The 17,586-nt window shown below is 43.4% G+C and carries 18 protein-coding genes; 17 read left to right on the top strand and 1 reads right to left on the bottom strand.

The features are described 5' to 3' along the window. Positions 1-11 precede the first annotated feature (11 nt). The 12 genes from JWV37_RS02765 (at position 12) to JWV37_RS02710 (ending at position 9,096) form a co-directional block, all read left to right on the top strand. A complete protein-coding gene (locus JWV37_RS02765; RefSeq protein ID WP_369407641.1) occupies positions 12-575 on the top strand; it encodes a MotA/TolQ/ExbB proton channel family protein in 564 nt (187 codons plus the stop codon). Next, the gene (locus JWV37_RS02760; RefSeq protein WP_205458122.1) at positions 559-948 is read left to right on the top strand and encodes a biopolymer transporter ExbD; all 390 of its coding nucleotides are present in this window, start codon (positions 559-561) and stop codon (positions 946-948) included. Before JWV37_RS02765 ends, JWV37_RS02760 begins: the two co-directional genes overlap by 17 nt. After that, a complete protein-coding gene (locus JWV37_RS02755; RefSeq protein WP_205458121.1) occupies positions 949-1,698 on the top strand; it encodes a TonB C-terminal domain-containing protein in 750 nt (249 codons plus the stop codon). Continuing rightward, the gene (gene tolB / locus JWV37_RS02750; protein WP_205458120.1) at positions 1,698-2,966 is read left to right on the top strand and encodes a Tol-Pal system protein TolB; all 1,269 of its coding nucleotides are present in this window, start codon (positions 1,698-1,700) and stop codon (positions 2,964-2,966) included. The genes JWV37_RS02755 and tolB overlap by 1 nt, the downstream gene beginning before the upstream one ends. Positions 2,967-3,019: 53 nt before the next feature. Continuing rightward, positions 3,020-3,562 (top strand): peptidoglycan-associated lipoprotein Pal, encoded by a 543-nt coding sequence (pal, locus tag JWV37_RS02745; protein ID WP_205458119.1) that lies wholly within the window; start codon positions 3,020-3,022, stop codon positions 3,560-3,562. A gap of 3 nt (positions 3,563-3,565) precedes the next feature. Beyond that, complete coding sequence (locus tag JWV37_RS02740) at positions 3,566-4,474, top strand: tetratricopeptide repeat protein (protein ID WP_205458118.1); 909 nt, start codon at positions 3,566-3,568, stop codon at positions 4,472-4,474. Positions 4,475-4,594: 120 nt separating this feature from the next. Continuing rightward, complete coding sequence (locus tag JWV37_RS02735; RefSeq protein WP_205458117.1) at positions 4,595-5,185, top strand: FKBP-type peptidyl-prolyl cis-trans isomerase; 591 nt, start codon at positions 4,595-4,597, stop codon at positions 5,183-5,185. Further along, positions 5,082-5,945 (top strand): DNA-binding transcriptional response regulator, encoded by an 864-nt coding sequence (locus JWV37_RS02730; protein WP_369407640.1) that lies wholly within the window; start codon positions 5,082-5,084, stop codon positions 5,943-5,945. Before JWV37_RS02735 ends, JWV37_RS02730 begins: the two co-directional genes overlap by 104 nt. Continuing rightward, a complete protein-coding gene (gene fabD, locus JWV37_RS02725) occupies positions 5,942-6,865 on the top strand; it encodes an ACP S-malonyltransferase (RefSeq protein ID WP_369407639.1) in 924 nt (307 codons plus the stop codon). The genes JWV37_RS02730 and fabD overlap by 4 nt, the downstream gene beginning before the upstream one ends. Further along, a complete protein-coding gene (locus JWV37_RS02720) occupies positions 6,862-7,620 on the top strand; it encodes a nitrilase-related carbon-nitrogen hydrolase (protein ID WP_205458116.1) in 759 nt (252 codons plus the stop codon). Before fabD ends, JWV37_RS02720 begins: the two co-directional genes overlap by 4 nt. 8 nt (positions 7,621-7,628) lie before the next feature. After that, positions 7,629-8,351 carry a 5'-methylthioadenosine/adenosylhomocysteine nucleosidase gene (locus JWV37_RS02715; protein ID WP_205458115.1) on the top strand — a complete coding sequence of 241 codons (723 nt, stop codon included), beginning with the start codon at positions 7,629-7,631 and terminating at the stop codon, positions 8,349-8,351. After that, positions 8,344-9,096 (top strand): PP-loop family protein, encoded by a 753-nt coding sequence (locus tag JWV37_RS02710; protein ID WP_205458114.1) that lies wholly within the window; start codon positions 8,344-8,346, stop codon positions 9,094-9,096. The genes JWV37_RS02715 and JWV37_RS02710 overlap by 8 nt, the downstream gene beginning before the upstream one ends. On the opposite strand, the gene recO is transcribed toward JWV37_RS02710, so the two are convergent. After that, complete coding sequence (recO, locus tag JWV37_RS02705; protein ID WP_205458113.1) at positions 9,093-9,710, bottom strand: recombination protein RecO; 618 nt, start codon at positions 9,708-9,710, stop codon at positions 9,093-9,095. The two genes, JWV37_RS02710 and recO, sit on opposite strands and share 4 nt — an antisense overlap. A gap of 230 nt (positions 9,711-9,940) precedes the next feature. On the opposite strand from recO, the gene gltB reads away from it, so the two are divergent. The 5 genes from gltB to dksA all read left to right on the top strand — a co-directional run bounded on the left by gltB (position 9,941) and on the right by dksA (position 17,575). Beyond that, positions 9,941-14,365, top strand: a complete 4,425-nt coding sequence (gene gltB / locus JWV37_RS02700; protein WP_205458112.1) for a glutamate synthase large subunit — start codon at positions 9,941-9,943, stop codon at positions 14,363-14,365. A 1-nt stretch (position 14,366) separates the two neighbouring features. Further along, a complete protein-coding gene (locus JWV37_RS02695; protein ID WP_205458111.1) occupies positions 14,367-15,749 on the top strand; it encodes a glutamate synthase subunit beta in 1,383 nt (460 codons plus the stop codon). Positions 15,750-15,850: 101 nt separating this feature from the next. Then, positions 15,851-16,753, top strand: coding sequence for an acetyl-CoA carboxylase, carboxyltransferase subunit beta (gene accD / locus JWV37_RS02690; RefSeq protein ID WP_205458110.1), 903 nt, complete (start codon positions 15,851-15,853; stop codon positions 16,751-16,753). Next, positions 16,750-17,205, top strand: a complete 456-nt coding sequence (locus JWV37_RS02685) for a 23S rRNA (pseudouridine(1915)-N(3))-methyltransferase RlmH (RefSeq protein ID WP_205458109.1) — start codon at positions 16,750-16,752, stop codon at positions 17,203-17,205. Before accD ends, JWV37_RS02685 begins: the two co-directional genes overlap by 4 nt. Before the next feature lie 16 nt (positions 17,206-17,221). Then, positions 17,222-17,575, top strand: coding sequence for an RNA polymerase-binding protein DksA (gene dksA / locus JWV37_RS02680; RefSeq protein WP_205458108.1), 354 nt, complete (start codon positions 17,222-17,224; stop codon positions 17,573-17,575). Positions 17,576-17,586 lie beyond the last annotated feature (11 nt).

Here is a 17,586-nt window from a genome sequence, read left to right as displayed (position 1 = left end):
TGCGTAGCAATGTGGTAACTTGGGTTGTTCTGGGTTGGTTGTCCGTTTATTTTATAGCAACTCTCACCATTCTTTTTGCTAGATGGTCACAGCTTTCTCAGTGGCATGAGCGTGAACGCGCTTCTTTGGAGTCCATTATGATGGGCTCCAAAAATGTCAGAGACGATTCAATTTTGAAGCGCTGTGTTTCTTCGGCTTCCTACTCAATCAACCTTTTAAAAGTTTGCAAAAATGTTGCAGAAAAAAATGCAACCATTGGTTTGTCATGGCTTTCTGTTATTGCCTCCACCTCTCCTTTTATTGGTTTGTTTGGAACGGTTGTCTCAATTTTAGAGACTTTTGGTGGTCTTGGAAATGCTTCAAGCGCTTCTTTGGGTGTTATTGCACCCGCTATTAGCGAGGCTCTGATTGTAACAGCTGCTGGCATTTTTGTTGCCATTCCTGCCTATTCTTTTCATATTTTGCTTAAGCGCAAAGCCTACGAAGTCCTAAGCCTAGTTGAGCGTCAAGCAGAAATTATTGCTTCTAATGCAAAGGCCGGTGAAGCAAAGAGCGGACATGATCAATTGGGATGAGACACCTGATTTAAACATTACGCCTTTGGTGGATGTTATGTTGGTGTTGTTAGCAATTTTAATGGTGACAACACCAACCTTGGTCTACGAAGAAAATATTTCTTTGCCTGATGGATCCCAAAAAGTGGCCGTAAGTCAGTTGCCAGAAATAGAAATTCGTGCGGATGCTGATCGTAAAATTTTCATTAAAAATGATGCTTTTACTTACGCTTCATTTGCAGATAATTTTATTTTATATGGTGAAGGCTTTAGTAAGGATACGCCAGTTTATATTAAAGCAGATAAGCGACTTTTTTATGAGGATGTAATGTATATTCTCAAAAGTGTAAAAGAAGCAGGATTTCATAAGGTAGCCTTGGAAACTGGTGGCTAAATGGAAATAGAGATCAAACAAAACACTGCCTTCGCGTTTTTGGGCGCGGTGGGTGTTTATGTGGCTATTCTTGTGGGGCTTGTTGCCTATATGGCAAGCAACCAAGAATGGGTCCAACGCTTCACATCTAAAAAAGATAGCTTTTTAGATGTAGTGTTGGTGGAGCGTCCAAGGCAACAGGTGGCGCAAGTACGCCCTGTGTTAAAAGCTTTAGAACCAACTCCTCCTCTGGTTGCGCCGACGCAACCCAAGCCCTCTCCACCCAAAGAGGCGAACGTGCGAGAGCTGTTTCGAGGGATTGACGCAAATAAGCTGGCTGAGCCCAAGCCTATCCCAACTCCACCTGCAAAAATACAAAGTCGCGCGCGCCAAGATACGCCAAAAACAGAACAAACCCCACCCGTAAATACCGCAAGTAAATTAGTAGGCTCTTTGACGTTTGAGAGCGCTGCTATGGAGGCGAGTGCAACGGGCGCATATGATGAGTATTTGGGTAGAATTACGGAGTTACTTGAGGGTTACTGGCAACAGACCATTGATACTGTTTCTGGTGCTCAGGCGAGTGTGCGTGTGAGTATTGATCGTCAAGGAAGATTTAGTTACGCTATTGTAAAAGTATCTTATAACAATGCCTTTAATGCAAAATTGCGTGATTTTTTAGAACGCATGAAATCTGTCATTTTTCCTCCTTCTGTCGAAGGGGATGTGACCAGTCTGAATGTAACCTTTAAAGACTTAATGGAGCAATGATGAAAAAGTTTATTATGTTGTTAGTATGTGTTGTGGGATTGTTTGCTTCAGATGCAACGGTGGAGATTGTTAAGCGTCTTGAGCGACTCCCCGTTGTTGCTCTACAAGACGCAACAGCTGATGATGTGGATGCAGGACTTAAGCGACGTTTTTTTCAAATGCTAATCGGGGATTTAAAAGTTAGTGCGAACTTTGATGTTCTTGATGAGTATACAAAAAGCACTTACGGCGGAGATTATCGTCTTCACCACACCAGCACAAAAACACCAGATTTGGTTTTAAGGTATAAGCTTGAGTATTCTTGGGGCGGAGAAATTTTAGCACGCGTTAAAGTCTTCAACGGCGGCACGGGAACACTACGCAGTGAACGAAGTTATAAAATTGCACAACCGGAGCGCTACCCATTTTTAGCCCATCGCATGGCGGTGGAATTTAATGATGGACTTGGACTTCCTTCTATCGCATGGATGGAGCGATTTATTATTTTTTCAAAATACACAACACCAAAGCAAAGTGAAATTGTTCTTGCTGATTATACATTAACATTTCAACAGACTGTTGTTTCTGGCGGGCTAAATATTTTCCCCAAATGGGCAGATGCGCGTCAGTCTGGCTATTATTATTCTGACTATACTGCCAAGGTCCCTACTTTATACCACGTTAATCTTTCTTCGGGACAAAAAACCAAGATTGCACAAAGCGAAGGTATGATGATGGTTTCTGATGTAAGCCAAGATGGCACAAGACTCCTTCTTACTATGGCGCCCAGTGATCAGCCGGATGTTTACATGTATAATACGCAAACAAAACACCTTGAGCGTCTTACTACGTATTCAGGTATTGATGTGAGTGCTGGGTTTATTGACGATGAAAGGCGTATTGTATTTGTATCTGATCGGCTGGGGTACCCAAATATCTTTTCTAAAACCATAGGACAAAGCAGTGTTGAGCAAATGGTTTACCACGGAAGAAACAATAACTCTGTTTCGGCCTTTGGGCGTTATATGGTTTATTCTAGTCGAGAAAAATCTAGTGAATTTGGCTCTGGGACGTTTAATCTCTATCTTATCTCAACTCAAACAGACTACATTCGCCAGCTTACAGCAACAGGAAAAAATCTTTTCCCCCGCTTTTCTAATGACGGAGAGAGTGTTTTGTTTATTAAAGAATACGGTGCTCAAAGTGCTTTAGGTGTCATTCGATTAGGTGCCAACAAAAGCTTTCATTTCCCCTTGAAAGCGGGCCATATTCAATCTATTGACTGGTAATTTAAAGAAAAAGTATGGTAGAATGCGCACAATCTTATTTTAAAGGTGAAAAAATGAAACATTTGGTAGTGGCTTCGTTAGCAACATTGATGTTGGTGTTTACAGGGTGTAGTCAAAAGAGTCCTCAGGTGGATATGACGCAAAGCACAACCACCCCAAGTTCTGTAGATTCTAAGATGGATAATATTTCTGGTGTCGATGCTACCAAGGTGGAGACGGGTGCAGAGGCTGTTGCCAAGCTTATTGCGGATCTTGAGCAAAAGGCTGGAAAAGTATATTTTGATTTTGACAAATACACCATCCGTTCAGACATGCAACAAGTCATCGAAGCAAATGCAGCCTTGTTCAAACAAGTAAACGCAGCAGGTTTGTCTATTAAGGTCGAAGGGAACTGCGACGAATGGGGAACAGATGAATACAACTATGCGTTGGGACTAAAGCGAGCAAAAGCGGTAAAAGATGCCCTTGTGGCCCAAGGTGTTTCAAGCGAACGTGTTATGGTGGTAAGTTTTGGCGAAAGCAACCCCGTGTGCACCCAGAGCAACAAGCAATGCTGGGATCAAAATCGACGCGCAGAATTTAAGCTACTTCCCTAATCCATGCGTTTTTTTTCTCATAAGGTAGCCCTCTTTTTTGGGGCTGCCTCACTCCTTTTTGCAGCCGAAGTTTCTGTTTTTGAGGCTGGTAATTTACGTAATCCTTCCCCCTACGGCTTGACGCAAAATGAAAAATTACTTTTAGAAAAAACCCAAGAGGTTGAGAAGTTGGGGCGTGAACTAGCGGGTATGCGGAATGATTTTTCCTCATTGAAAGAGCAGATGGAGGGTGTGCGGTCGGTTCTGGATGGAACCAACACTCGGGTAGGAAGAAGTGATGGAGATATGCGTGCCCTTGAGGCTAGATTAGTATCCCTTGAAGAAACTTTTGCAAAAACATCTGAGCAAATTCTTCTCCTTCAAACAAACCTTCAAGAGGCCAAAAATGCCCAAGACACAAACAACGAGCGCTTGAGAATTGTTCTAGGTGAAATGAGCTCCTTGATTGACTCAATCAATAATAATTATGCTAGCAAAAGCACTTTAGCTACACTAGCCGAACGTGTAGGGGAGCTTGAGGGTGCTAAAAAAACAGCCCCTTTGCCTTCAGGTCTTGAGGCTAAGCCTGGTGCAGAACTCATGCAAGAAGCATTAAGTTTTTTTAGTGCGAACAATTTAGATGAAGCTTGGGCACGGTATGACATATTGGTCAAAAAGAATTATATGCCAGCGCGGAGTAACTATTTTTTAGGCGAAATTGCTTACAAAAAACAGCAATGGAAGACGGCCATTAAGCACTATAAAATTAGTATTGATTTGTATGACAAGGCGGACTATATTCCACGTTTGCTATACCACACGGCAATCAGTTTTGACAAAATAGGTGAACCTGCTAACGCAGCTCCTTTTTACCGTGCATTAAAAAGCAACTACCCTGAATCCAAAGAAGCCCAAGCCTCACCAGATCGTTAAGGGGTTTGTGTGCAGTGCCCATAAATCTCTTCTCTTAAAACTTCTTTACATGTAAACACTAAGCATCACTAAAACAAACCTGTGTTAGAATCTCCCCTTACTTTTAACGAGGAGACTTTTATGGCTATTGAACAAAACAGTGTCGTCTCAATGCATTATGAACTTAAAGATGTTCAAAATGGTGAAGTTTTAGACTCAAATCTTGGATCTGCTCCCTTGGAATTTATTTTAGGAAAAGGGCATATTATTTCTGGACTTGAATCTGAGATTGCTAAACTTGCACAAGGCGAAAACGCAGAAATCACAGTTGCCGCAGCAGACGCATATGGCGAATATGATGCCGAGGCAGTCCAAACGCTTCCCAAAGAACAATTTGCTGGTATTGAATTGTTTGAGGGCATGACCCTTTATGGGCAAGGTGAGCATGGACAAACGGTTCAGGTAACCGTTAAGGGCTTTAATGATGAAAGCGTTGATGTAGATTTTAACCACCCACTTGCTGGAAAAGATTTGCTTTTTGCTATCTCTATTTCTCAAGTGCGCGAAGCAACAGCAGATGAGCTAGCCTCTGGTGTTGTTGGCGGAAGCGCAGAAGGCGGTTGTTGCGGTGGAACAGGTGGCTGCGGTAGTCACACACATTCCCACGAAGAAGATGAGTGCTGCGGAAGTCATGGAAAAGACCATGGCGGAAGTTGCTGTGGATCACACTAATTTTATTGCCCGATCACGAGCCTCTTTGGAGGCTCTGAAATCGGCCAACCTCCTTAAAAGCCTCAATATTAATGCGCTCATCTTGGGCGAACAGGGTGTTGGTAAAACAACCCTTGCTACTCATATCGTTCAAGCCCCTATTGTTGCAGGGGAGCATGCTCATGAAGTACTCAAGGCCGTTGAATCAAACAGTAAGCTTATCATAAAAAATTTTGATAAACTTGGCCAATTTCACCTGCTAAAAGAGTTGTTAGCCAAACACAATACGCGCATTATCGCGACTACCTCAGGAGTCTTAAGTGATGCATTGGTAGATGAATTTTTTAGTTTAAAAATTACACTCACACCCCTAAGGGAACGCCCCGAGGACATAAATCCACTAATTGATAAATTTTTTCTAGAGATTCGCAAAGTGTTTAACGCTGATGAGAAACAACGAGTTTTTTTAAAGGATTTTGTACCAGATTTGAGCGAAAACGGATACTCTTTGCGTCGCTCTGTCTATACTACTTTTTTGGCAAGCTCCTTTGGGGAAAATGAAATCCTCTTGATGATGCAAAATTACTTAAAGAAAAAAATTGGTACTGGCAATGATTACCGTGATTTACTCTATTTGTTTGATGTTCCTTTGATTAAGGCAGGACACGATGCTTTTGGTTCTCAATTAGCCATGGCTGAAAAATTTGGTCTTAACCGCAACACCCTACGAAAAAAAATCAGCGAATATGGCCATTATCTTGAGGGAAAGGAAAAAAAGTGAAAACCGCCTTTATTTTTCCAGGGCAAGGAAGCCAAGCACTGGGCATGGGAAAAGATTTTTTTGACCACACTTTTGTGGCTAAAGAGATGATTGAAGAGGCAAGTGATACTCTTGGTTGGGACATGAAAACCCTCCTTTTTGAGCCTAACACGCGTTTGGAGCAAACCCAATACACCCAGCCTGCAATTTTTTTAGTTGGCGCTATTGCATACAAACTTTATGAGACGCAACTTCCTAAAGCGCCCGTGTTGACTTTGGGCCATTCTCTTGGAGAATTTTTAGCATTGCACGCAAGCGGTGCATTGGCATTTCGTGAAGGTTTGTCGCTTGTGCATACACGCGGTATGTTGATGATGGAGGCGTGTGCTAATCAGGCTGTAGGTATGATGGCTATTTTGGGCTTGGACGATGTGGATGTTGAATCCATTTGTGCCCATGCGCGAAATGACGGCAAGCAAGTTTGGCCTGCAAACTACAATAGTACAGGTCAAATTGTAGTAGCGGGTATTAAGGAAGATTTAGCAAGCTTGGAAGGCACATTTAAAGAAGCAGGGGCTAAGCGGGCTTTGCTTTTAGCTATGTCGGTGGCTAGCCATTGTCCTTTGCTTGAAAGTGTAGGCGAGCCGCTTTTGGCTTCTATGCAAAAAGCACTCGGCACAACCTTTGCAACGCCTATTGTTTCAAATGTCACAGCTAAGACTTACCAGAGCAAAGAAGAAGCTCTGAGTTTATTAAAAGACCAACTGACCATGCCGGTAAAATATAAGCAATCCATTGAGGCTTATGATGCACATGTGGAGTGCTATGTGGAATTTGGTGGATCGGTACTTAAGGGGCTAAATCGCCGCATTTCACAAAAACCGACCTACGCAATTACAGATATGGCATCTTTGGAAGAGGCCATCAAAGCGCAGCAATGACTGTTGCTTTAGCGCAAATTGCACCGATGCTTTCTCGTGAAAATGAAGCCTTACATGTAGCATTGGTGCGCACCCATGAACACGCGTGTGATGTGCTTGTTTTTCCGGAGCTCTCCCTTAATGGCTACATGCTAAAAGATGCGATTTTTGAAGACGCATATACCCATGAAGAGCTTTTAAAGCTCCCTTTTGTGGGTGCTGCGTGCGATGTGGTTTTTGGGTGCGCTCTCAAAGAAAATCACAAAATTTACAACGCTGCGATATACGCCAAAAGTACAGGTGAAATAACGGTGTATAAAAAAAGCACTTTGCCCAATTATGGGCTTTTTCAAGAGGCACGCTTTTTTTTCAAAGGAGAGGGAATCATCCCTTTTGAAACTCCTCTTGGGAGAACAGTGATGGCTGTGTGTGAAGATTTGTTTGATGTTTCGTTTGTGGCCTCAGTTGCTAAAGCTAATCCTGATGCAGTGCTTGTGCTCTCCAATTCTCCTGCGCGAGGATTTGGAGAAGAGCTTACCATAGAGAAGACATGGGAAACACTTCTTGGCGCCTGTGCTATTTACTGCAAGGCACATGTGGTGTTTGTCAATCGTGTGGGCTTTGAGGATGGACTTGGCTTTTGGGGTGGGTCATGTGTATTGGCTCCTACTGGTGCACTTGTGGCCAAAGCACCATTATTTACTCCAGAATGTTTACATGTAAAGCTAAACCCAAGCCTTGGGGCTGTTCAAAAATACCATTTACGTTACACTTAAGGAAGACAATGAAAATTGCAATCATGGGCGCAATGCTCGAAGAGATAGAACCGTTTTTAACCCACAGTGCACATGAGCCTCTGTTGGCAAATTTCAGAAAAACTAGCAAATTGCGTTATGGCGGAAACACCTACCACGAGGGAAAATATAAAGACCTTGACATTGTGCTTGCTTATAGCAAGATTGGCAAAGTTAATGCCACGCTAACTGCCGCAACACTGTTGGAGAAATTTGGCGCAGACATGCTGCTATTTACTGGGGTGGCAGGAGCTGTCAATAGTGCTTTAAGCATTGGAGATTTGGTGGCGGCCACTGCTTTATGTCAGCATGATTTGGATATTAGTATTTTTGGTCACCCCCACGGTTTTGTTCCAGAAGGTGCTGTTTATGTAAAACCTGCTACGCAGCTCTTGGCTTTGGCGGATCGGGTAGCTAAAGCCAAGGGTGTTGCTTTGAGGCACGGAATTATTGCCACAGGTGATCAATTCATCGCAAGTTCTGAGCGCAAAGCGTGGGTTGCGCAAACCTTTCAAGCCGATGCCATTGAGATGGAGGGGGCGGCAGTAGCAGTGGTCTGCGACGCCCTTGAAGTGCCATTTTTTATTTTGCGAGCCATTAGTGACGCAGCAGACATGGAGGCGCAGTTTGATTTTGATGCTTTTTTGAAAGAATCTGCAAAAATTAGCAGCAGCTTTGTTATTGCGATGCTAGAAGAGTTGTCGCATGGTTGAATTGAGTAAGAAAATTCTCCGTCAAACAGGCAGAGCGAATGGGACCTATGGGCTTATTGGCGAGGGCGATAAAGTCTTGCTTGGGCTCAGTGGCGGCAAAGACTCTTTGGCCTTAATGCACGTTCTTGCCCACATGCAGCGGGTGGCGCCTTTTGATTTTAGCTTTAAAGCTGTAACGGTTTCTTATGGAATGGGGGAGGATTATTCTAAACTTCACGCCCATTGTGAAGCTTATGGGATAGCCCATGAAGTGCTTGAGACTAAGGTGTATGAACTTGCAGGTGAAAAGATTCGTAAAAACTCCTCTTTTTGCAGTTTTTTCTCTCGAATGCGTCGGGGTGCGCTGTACACGTATGCCTTAAATCATGGTTTTAATAAATTAGCCTTGGCCCACCATTTAGATGATGCGGCAGAGAGTTTTTTTATGAACTTCATGTATAACGGTGCATTGCGCTCTTTGGCGCCCAAATACACCGCAGAAAATGGCCTTGTTGTGATACGTCCTTTTATCCACGTAAGGGAGCGTCAACTGCGCGATAATGCTACTAAAAATGGCCTCGAAGTCATTGGAGATGAGGCTTGCCCTTCTTTGCGCTTTGATGTAAAAATGCCCCACGCAAGAGCTAGCACCAAAACACTACTAGCTTCTCTTGAGAGCGAACAGCCTAAACTCTTTATCTCTCTTAAATCTGCTTTTGAAAAGCTCCATACCTCTAGTTTTATGGACCCAGCACTTTTACGCTAAAGGCCTTCTAGTAGCGTTCTCCATAAACTTTCCACATGCTTGTCGCTAAGGTGCAGCGCAGAAGCCTCATTTAAAAGCGTGTCTACCAAAGGGCGTTGCATGCCCTCTTGGTAGACACAAGCTGGATGTGCGGGCAAAAACCCTCGTGTGAGCGTTACCTCTTCATGAAGTGGCAAATCACAGGCGAAACAATCAGAAAGCGGATGCAGTCTTCCCTCATGTGCCAAGAGCTTAATGTAGGCTTCTAATGCGATGCGTTTGGGGTTTTGTTTTTCCCATCGAAGGGCACACCAATCTAACAATTCAAGATAAAACGGCTCTAATGACTCGATGCCTTTGAGGTGAGGGTAAAATAACGCAATAAAGCGTTGCCAGAGCAACATACGCTCTCTAATGCCGTTCCAGCGGTGGCCTAGGTGTAGCACCTCGCGAAGTTGAGGCAAGGAGGATTTAGTAGAATAATGGGGCTCAAAATCAATTTTATACCCCACATGAATGACAGAGTGACGCGCCCCGTAAAACCGATAAGCGGTCTTAAGCTTGTTTTCTGTCAGAATATGAACAATTAAGTCTTCTTCTTTGGCCTTGGTGATATGGACAATATACCCTTGCATATAAACACGCACCCCTTTATTTTTAAGCCAAAAGTATACCATTTCTAGTCCCAAAAAACCTTTACATGTAAAGATATTGACTATTAAGCATAAAAAAGATATGTAATTGCAAATAAACCCCTTGTTTACTGAATTTATAAAGTATTAAGACAATGTTTTGTAATATCGAAAAATTTTTGGCTCAAATTTTCGTTTGGACTAAAGGTGAAATTCTCTTAAAGGGCAAGGCTATGGAACTCCTTACGAGCTACAAAGACAACTGCGGGTTTGGCTTGTTGGCTAATATTAATAACATCCCAACACATGAAAATGTTATGGATGGCATTACGGCACTTGAGCGTATGATGCACCGGGGCGCTATTGCCGCAGATGGAAAAAGCGGGGATGGTAGCGGCTTGCTTTTTTCTTTACCTGTTGATTTCATGAAAGAAGAAGCAAAAAAGCTTGGCGTGGATTTGCCAAAGCAATTTGCTATAGCCATGGTTTTTTTGCAAAATGATGAACAGAAGCAAGTGTTTGAAGAAATTTGTGAACAGAATGATTTAAAAGTCCTTGTGTGCAGAGACGTGCCTGTAAACATTAAGGCACTGGGAAAACTAGCCCTTGACACCTTGCCCCAAATTGTCCAAATCTTTGTCGCACCAAACTCTCTGATTGCTACCAAACGTTTTGAAGCCCTCTTGTATCTCACTCGACGCGATATTGAAAACGCGTTAAAAGATGAAGAGGATTTTTACATCCCTTCATTTTCAAGTAAAGTAGTCTCCTATAAGGGGCTGGTGATGCCAACACACATCAAAGAGTTTTTCCTAGACCTCACCAATCCAAACTTTAAAACCACATTCGCGTTATTTCATCAGCGTTTTTCTACCAATACGCTTCCTAAATGGCGCCTTGCACAGCCCTTTCGCACCCTTGCTCACAACGGTGAGATTAACTCCATCTCCGCAAACCGTTTTAACGCAGTCACCAAAGGCGGTTCGGTGCAAAGCAGTGTCTATTCTAAAGCAGAGCTTAAGCGCTTGTTGCCCATTACGGGAGGGAATCAAAGCGACAGTGCCAGCCTTGATAACATGTTTGAATTTTTACTCATCAATGGATTTGATTTTTTCAAGGCTGCTCGCTCACTCATTCCTGCCCCTTGGCAAAACGCCCCCCATATGGATTCTGCCTTGCGTGCTTTTTATGAGTATTCGAGCATTAATTTTGAGCCATGGGATGGCCCAGCTGCAGTCTCGTTGACGGACGGACGGTATATTGGCTGTATTTTGGACCGAAATGGTTTGCGGCCTGCGAAATACATTATCACCAAAGACGGGCGCATCGTAATTTCTAGCGAATACGGCGTCATTGACCTAGAAGAAGAAAACATTTTAGAGCGCGGAAGATTGCAAAGCGGTCAAATGATTGGCATTGATTTGAAATTTGGCAAAATTATGAAAAACGATGAAATCAATGATTACCTTAAAGACTCCAATCCTTACACCAATTGGCTCAATCAAAGTTTGGTCTACTTGCAAGAGTTTGTGGAAATTCCTTTTTCTAAAACAGGGGATTATAAACTCTCAAATTTGCACTATTTGCAGCGCTACTTTAACATCACTCAAGAAGCCAAAGAAATTGTCATTGAGCCGATGATGAAAGACGGCAAAGAGGGAACAGGCTCCATGGGAGACGACACACCCATTGCTGCTTTTAGCCAAAAACAACGCTGTTTTAGCGACTTTTTCAAACAAAAATTTGCCCAAGTGACCAACCCGCCCATCGATCCCATTCGCGAAAAAGTGGTTATGAGTTTAAATGTTGGCTTTGGGGAAATCCGCAATATTTTAGAAGAGACACCGCTACACGCGAGGCGCATTAAGTCTATTTCGCCTATTTTGATGCAAGAGAAATTTGAGATTCTCAAATCCTTTGGCGATATTACCAAGCCGCGCTATAAAAAGTATTATAAAAATAAAACGTTCTCAACACTGTATGAAGACAACTTACGTGGTAGCTTGGAGGATTTGGTTTATGATGTGGTAGAGTCGGTTAAAAAAGAGGCCATTCGCATCATTTTTTTAGACGATCGAGGCGTCAATAAAACCCTTAAATCTATGCCCATGATGATGGTGGCAGGGAGATTGAACCATGCCCTACAAGAAGAGGGCGTACGTCACAAAATCTCTGTTGTGGCCATCACGGGAGAGGTCTTTGATTCCCACTCAAGTGCCTGTTTGCTCGCGTATGGTGTAAGTGCTATCTATCCCTATTTACTTTATGCAACTGTTTTGGATGAATGCAAGCGTCAAGAACTTGGCAACTATGAAACAAAAACGCGTCTTAAAAACGCTAATCACGCCTTGGGCCAAGGGCTTTTAAAAATTATTTCCAAAATGGGTATTGCAACCATTGCTTCTTACCGCAACTCTGCTCTTTTTGATGTGATTGGCCTTTCGCGAGAAATTGTTAAGGATTGTTTTAGTGATTCCCACGTCCTAATTCCTGGTCTTGGGTATCAAGAGATAGAACAGCGCATCGTGCGTAGCCACGCTGAGGCTTTTTCTCTAGACATTACCAAAAAGCTTTTTCCTTTGGAGCTTGGCGGTTTTTATAAATACCTTGATGGGGGTGAGTATCATGATTATGGTCCTAGTGTCGTGCACGCCATCCATCACGCTTCGGCTACAGGCAAGAGGGAGGATTATGAGGTTTTAAAAACCCTTATTAACAAGCGCGATTTAAAAATGATTCGCGACTTTTTAACACTGACTTCAGATAAAAAACCTATTACCCTAGAAAATGTTGAGCCAAAAGAAGCCATATGGAAGCGTTTTAGTACCGCGGCAATGAGTTTGGGCTCCATTTCACCTGAAGCCCACGAAGCCCTTGCGGAAGCCATGAATATCATCGGAGCCTCTAGCAATTCAGGGGAGGGCGGGGAAGCACCTGAGCGTTTAAAAAGCCCAAAAAGGTCAAAGATTAAACAAATCGCCTCAGGCCGCTTTGGGGTTACTCCAGAGTATCTGCGCTCTGCTACTGAGATTCAAATTAAAGTCGCCCAGGGAGCAAAACCAGGCGAGGGCGGTCAGCTCCCTGGGCACAAGGTGACACCACTTATTGCCTCTTTGCGCTACACAATTCCTGGGGTAACACTCATCTCTCCGCCACCGCATCATGATATTTATTCTATCGAAGATTTAGCGCAACTCATTTTTGATTTAAAACAAGTTAATCCTGAAGCGACGATTGCGGTGAAGCTTGTTTCGACTGCTGGTGTAGGAACTATTGCCGCGGGAGTCGCTAAAGCTTATGCAGATAAAATCATTATCTCTGGTGGCGATGGGGGGACGGGTGCTGCACCGCATACGTCTATTAAATTTGCTGGAAACCCTTGGGAGATTGGCTTAAGCGAAGCGCATAATGCCCTAAAAGTAAACCACCTGCGCGACAGTGTGCTCTTGGAAACCGACGGCGGTTTAAAAACAGGACTTGATGTGGTTAAAGCGGCAATTTTGGGTGCAGAAAAATACGCCTTTGGCACTTTGGCTTTGGCAATTGTGGGCTGCAAGGTGTTGCGTGTGTGCCATTTGAACCGTTGCTCGGTTGGGGTTGCAACCCAAGATGAAAAGCTTCGCGAATATTTTGTGGGCACAACAGAGCGTCTGGTAAACTATTTTAGTCTCTTGGCAGAAGATGTGCGTGAAATTTTAGCTAGCCTTGGGTATGGCTCCTTGGAGGAGATTATTGGGCGAACTGACTTGCTAAACAAGGTAGATGATATGCGTGCGGCGCCTTTTGATTTTTCTTCTATTACACGCTATATTGATGGCCCAAACACATGGAATGGAAAACCAAACGCACCTTTTGATACCAATGCGTATGAAAAAAAGATTCTTAAGGATGTTTATAAAGTAATTGAGAACCCTAACGAAACAATTGTAATGCACAAGAGCATTCGCAATACCAACCGTAGTTTTGGGGCGCTTATTAGTGGTGAAGTGGCAAAATTTTATGGCAATAAAGGGTTGCCAGAGAATGCCATCACTTTTAATCTTAGTGGTGTTGCCGGACAATCTTTGGGCGCGTTTTTAACCAACGGCATCACTATTCGGCTAAAAGGAGTTGCTAATGACTACCTTGGCAAAGGCATGAACGGTGGTAAGATTATCATCACGCCGCGTCACCAAGGAAGCAATTATTCGTGCGCAGGTAACACATGTTTGTATGGCGCAACAGGCGGAAAAGTCTTTCTTGCTGGCAGTGTGGGAGAGCGTTTTTGTGTGCGTAACTCTGGGGCTACAACAGTTGTAGAGGGAACGGGAGATCATGCATGCGAGTATATGACAGGTGGCGTGGTTGGGATTCTTGGAAAAACTGGAGTCAATTTTGGTGCAGGCATGACAGGCGGCATTGCTTTTGTCTATGATGAAGAGCATGAATTTATCGACAAGCTTAACCAAGAGCTCGTCATTGGTGTTCGTATTGATACCGATGAAATGGATGAAGCGCGTCACTTTTTGAAGCGTTTGCTCAGAACGCACATCAATGAAACCGAAAGTGAAAAAGCCCAGTTTATTTTAGAAAACTTTAGGCATGCAGTGCGTGATTTTTGGATGGTGCGCCCCAAAGATATGACCAAAGTGCCTTTGAATCCTCAGGATGGAGACTAAGATGCAAAATTTTATTACCGTTGAACGACTTGCCCCAAAGCGCCGTGAAGCAACCCAGCGTATTAAAGATTTTAGAGAAATCTATGAAATCATGTCCAAAGAAGAGGCTTCTTCACAAGCAGGGCGCTGTATTCAGTGTGGTGACCCCTTTTGCCACAGCAAATGTCCCTTGCATAACTTTATCCCTTTTTGGCTAAGGTCAACACACCGCTATGATGAAAAGCTCTCTTTCGCTCTTTCTAATGAGTCTAACCCTTATCCTGAAATCACAGGAAGAATTTGCCCTCACGATAGGCTATGTGAAGGAGATTGCACGCTCAATGATGGTCATGGTGCTATTACGATTGGTGCGATTGAGACATTTATTAGTGAAAATGGCTTTAAGCATGGATTGCGCCCTGAATTTCCAGGTATCACAACCACAAAAACCGTGGCCGTGATTGGAGCAGGCCCTGCGGGTATTGCTGCGGCAACGTACTTGTTGCGCGCAGGCATTGCTGTTTCTATGTATGAAAGGCAGAATCGCCCTGGGGGATTGTTGACTTACGGGATTCCTGGATTTAAGCTGGAAAAAGAGGTTGTTTTTCGCAGGATACGTTGGCTGGAAGAGGCGGGAATGCGTTTACATGTAAACACAGAAGTAGGTAAAGACATTAGCTTTGATGCTATTGCAAGCACGCATGATGCGGTGTTTGTCTCCATTGGTGCTGAAACATCAAGGCGTCCAAATCTAGCCAATGATAGTGCTTCTGGTGTAGTAATGGCGATTGATTTTTTGCGCTCAATTCAGCAAAAACTTTTCCAAGAAAGTAAGGGCGCTATTGTTGATGTTAAGGGGCGAAACGTAGTCGTCGTAGGAGGTGGCGATACAGCCATGGACTGTATTCGTAGCTCTATTCGAGAAGGAGCCAAGAGTGTAACATGCCTCTATCGGCGCGATAAGCACAATATGCCAGGTTCCAAAAAAGAGTTTAAAAATGCCTTGGAAGAAGGGGCGGAGTTTCTTTATAATGTTTCTCCTAAAGAAGTCTTAATTAACAGCGACGGCAAAGCCATTGGTATTGAAATGCAAAAAACCATTCTTGGTGACAAGGATGCCGCAGGTCGGCAAAATGTTGAAGTTGTTAAAGGCAGTGATTTTCGAGTGGATGCGGATGTTATTGTTTTTGCTTTAGGATTTTCTCCAAGCGTGCCAGAGTTTTTGTCAGAAAACGGTATTGAGGTAAACAAGTGGGGTGGTATCATTGTGAATGAGCGTTTTGAAACAACAAAGCCTGGTATTTATGCAGGCGGAGATTGTAAGCGCGGTTCAGATTTGGTAGTTACTGCAGCAGCAGAGGGAAAAAAGGCCGCCCAAGCAATGATTGATGCTTTGTTGAAATAAGAGCAACGTAGGCCTTCATTAGAGTGGCCTGCGGCCCTAAGGGGCAATAAGGAACTTTTAGGTACAATAGGCAAAATTTTTTTGATTCCAGGGTGTGCACGATGAAATTTAGCGAAATATTTTCAAAGATTAGACGGCAGCAATCTGCCCCTGCCGAAGCGCCAAGTCACTGGGTAAAATGTCAACAATGCCAATCGTTAATGTATTATAAAGAGGTTGAGAACCAGTTCAGCGTCTGCCCAAAATGTGGGTTTCACATGCGTATAAGTGCCCAAAAACGCATCGAACTATTGAGCGATGAAGGAAGTTTTGTAGAGCATGATAGCACTTTGGCTCCTGTGGACCCTTTAAAATTTGTCGATAAAAAATCTTACAAGAAACGTATTCAAGAAGCGTATGATAAAACAGGTCGTCATGCCGCGGTTATTAGTGGTACATGTAGTATAGAAACAATCCCTGTGGAGCTTGTGGTATTTGATTTTAGCTTCATGGGTGGGAGTTTGGGTTCGGTGGAGGGTGAAAAGATTGTACGTGCCATTCACCGAGCGATTGAGCAAAAACATGGCCTTGTAATTGTCAGTGCCAGCGGAGGTGCGCGAATGCAAGAAAGCACCTTCTCGCTCCTGCAGATGTCCAAAACATCTGCTGCGCTTAAAAAACTCTCCCATGCTAAACTTCCTTATGTTTCAATCCTAACCGACCCTACTATGGGTGGCGTAAGCGCCTCTTTTGCATGGCTTGGTGATATTATTATGGCAGAGCCTGGCGCGCTTATTGGGTTTGCAGGACAGCGCGTTATTAAGCAAACGATTGGAGCGGATTTACCAGAAGATTTTCAGCGGTCAGAGTTTTTGCTTGAACACGGACTTATCGACATGATTGTGCAACGCCATGACATGAAAAAAAGTGTTGCTGATATGCTACGGTTTTTTACCAAGCCGCAGATACCTTCTGATAATTCCGAGGAAAGCTTTACCTTTAAACTTAAAGAGCCACACGGATGAAGATAGGTGTTTATTCCATCGAAAAATCTTCAAGTCAATGGGTAGATGGAATAATCAAGGAGTATATTAAGCACTCTTCGCGCTACGCCACGGTTGAGGATGTGGTGGTGTTTAATAAGGATATTGCCAAAGCGCAAACAATGGATGCGCAAGCAGCAAAAGAAGCCTACACGAGAGCTTTTGAACCCCACATGAAGGGCTTTTGTGTGGCCTTAGATGTGCAAGGAGAAACGCTAGGAAGCGCTTCTTTTGCTCAACTCATTGCCTCAGCGTCAGATGTTCGATTTTTTATCGGCGGAGCGTTTGGGTTTTCTACAGATTTTCTAGCCAAGCATCAAAAGGTTATAAGCTTAAGTAGACTAACATACGCACACAAAATTGCAAAAACGGTTTTGTTTGAGCAAATTTATCGGGGATTGTGTATTAATAACCATCACCCATATCACAAATAATCGCCAAAGGAAGACGATGCACGAGAGTGATTTGAAGTACTTTAAAGACTTGCTCCATGAGCGAAAGCGCCAAATTAAGAAAAATATCGAGGACGCTTATCGTGAAATCGAGGGGCTTAATGAGAGTGAGGCAAACGATGAGGCTGACTTTGCTTCCATTAGCACCGATCGCATGATAGAACAGGCGATTTCTTCTCAACAAAGCCGCGAGTTAGTTGAAATAGAGATTGCTTTAAGCAAAATTTCTAATGGAACTTATGGTATTTGTGATATGTGTGAAGAAGACATTGGGATGCAAAGGCTTAAAGTTAAACCCCATGCGAAGTATTGCATTGTGTGTCGCGAGATTATCGAAAAAACAGCTAAATAGTAAAGGATTGT

The sequence above is a fragment of the Sulfurospirillum tamanense genome, from assembly GCF_016937535.1.
Taxonomy (GTDB): Bacteria; Campylobacterota; Campylobacteria; order Campylobacterales; family Campylobacteraceae; genus Sulfurospirillum_B; species Sulfurospirillum_B tamanense.
Note: the sequence above shows the minus strand (reverse complement) of the source record. Positions and strands in the feature narration are given on the sequence as shown.

Coding starts and splice junctions, on each gene's coding strand:
- JWV37_RS02760 (WP_205458122.1), top strand. CDS start 559: ATGATCAATTGGGATGAGACACCTGATTTAAACATTACGCCTTTGGTG.
- JWV37_RS02755 (WP_205458121.1), top strand. CDS start 949: ATGGAAATAGAGATCAAACAAAACACTGCCTTCGCGTTTTTGGGCGCG.
- tolB (WP_205458120.1), top strand. CDS start 1,698: ATGAAAAAGTTTATTATGTTGTTAGTATGTGTTGTGGGATTGTTTGCT.
- pal (WP_205458119.1), top strand. CDS start 3,020: ATGAAACATTTGGTAGTGGCTTCGTTAGCAACATTGATGTTGGTGTTT.
- JWV37_RS02740 (WP_205458118.1), top strand. CDS start 3,566: ATGCGTTTTTTTTCTCATAAGGTAGCCCTCTTTTTTGGGGCTGCCTCA.
- JWV37_RS02735 (WP_205458117.1), top strand. CDS start 4,595: ATGGCTATTGAACAAAACAGTGTCGTCTCAATGCATTATGAACTTAAA.
- JWV37_RS02720 (WP_205458116.1), top strand. CDS start 6,862: ATGACTGTTGCTTTAGCGCAAATTGCACCGATGCTTTCTCGTGAAAAT.
- JWV37_RS02715 (WP_205458115.1), top strand. CDS start 7,629: ATGAAAATTGCAATCATGGGCGCAATGCTCGAAGAGATAGAACCGTTT.
- JWV37_RS02710 (WP_205458114.1), top strand. CDS start 8,344: ATGGTTGAATTGAGTAAGAAAATTCTCCGTCAAACAGGCAGAGCGAAT.
- recO (WP_205458113.1), bottom strand. CDS start 9,710: ATGCAAGGGTATATTGTCCATATCACCAAGGCCAAAGAAGAAGACTTA.
- gltB (WP_205458112.1), top strand. CDS start 9,941: ATGGAACTCCTTACGAGCTACAAAGACAACTGCGGGTTTGGCTTGTTG.
- JWV37_RS02695 (WP_205458111.1), top strand. CDS start 14,367: ATGCAAAATTTTATTACCGTTGAACGACTTGCCCCAAAGCGCCGTGAA.
- accD (WP_205458110.1), top strand. CDS start 15,851: ATGAAATTTAGCGAAATATTTTCAAAGATTAGACGGCAGCAATCTGCC.
- JWV37_RS02685 (WP_205458109.1), top strand. CDS start 16,750: ATGAAGATAGGTGTTTATTCCATCGAAAAATCTTCAAGTCAATGGGTA.
- dksA (WP_205458108.1), top strand. CDS start 17,222: ATGCACGAGAGTGATTTGAAGTACTTTAAAGACTTGCTCCATGAGCGA.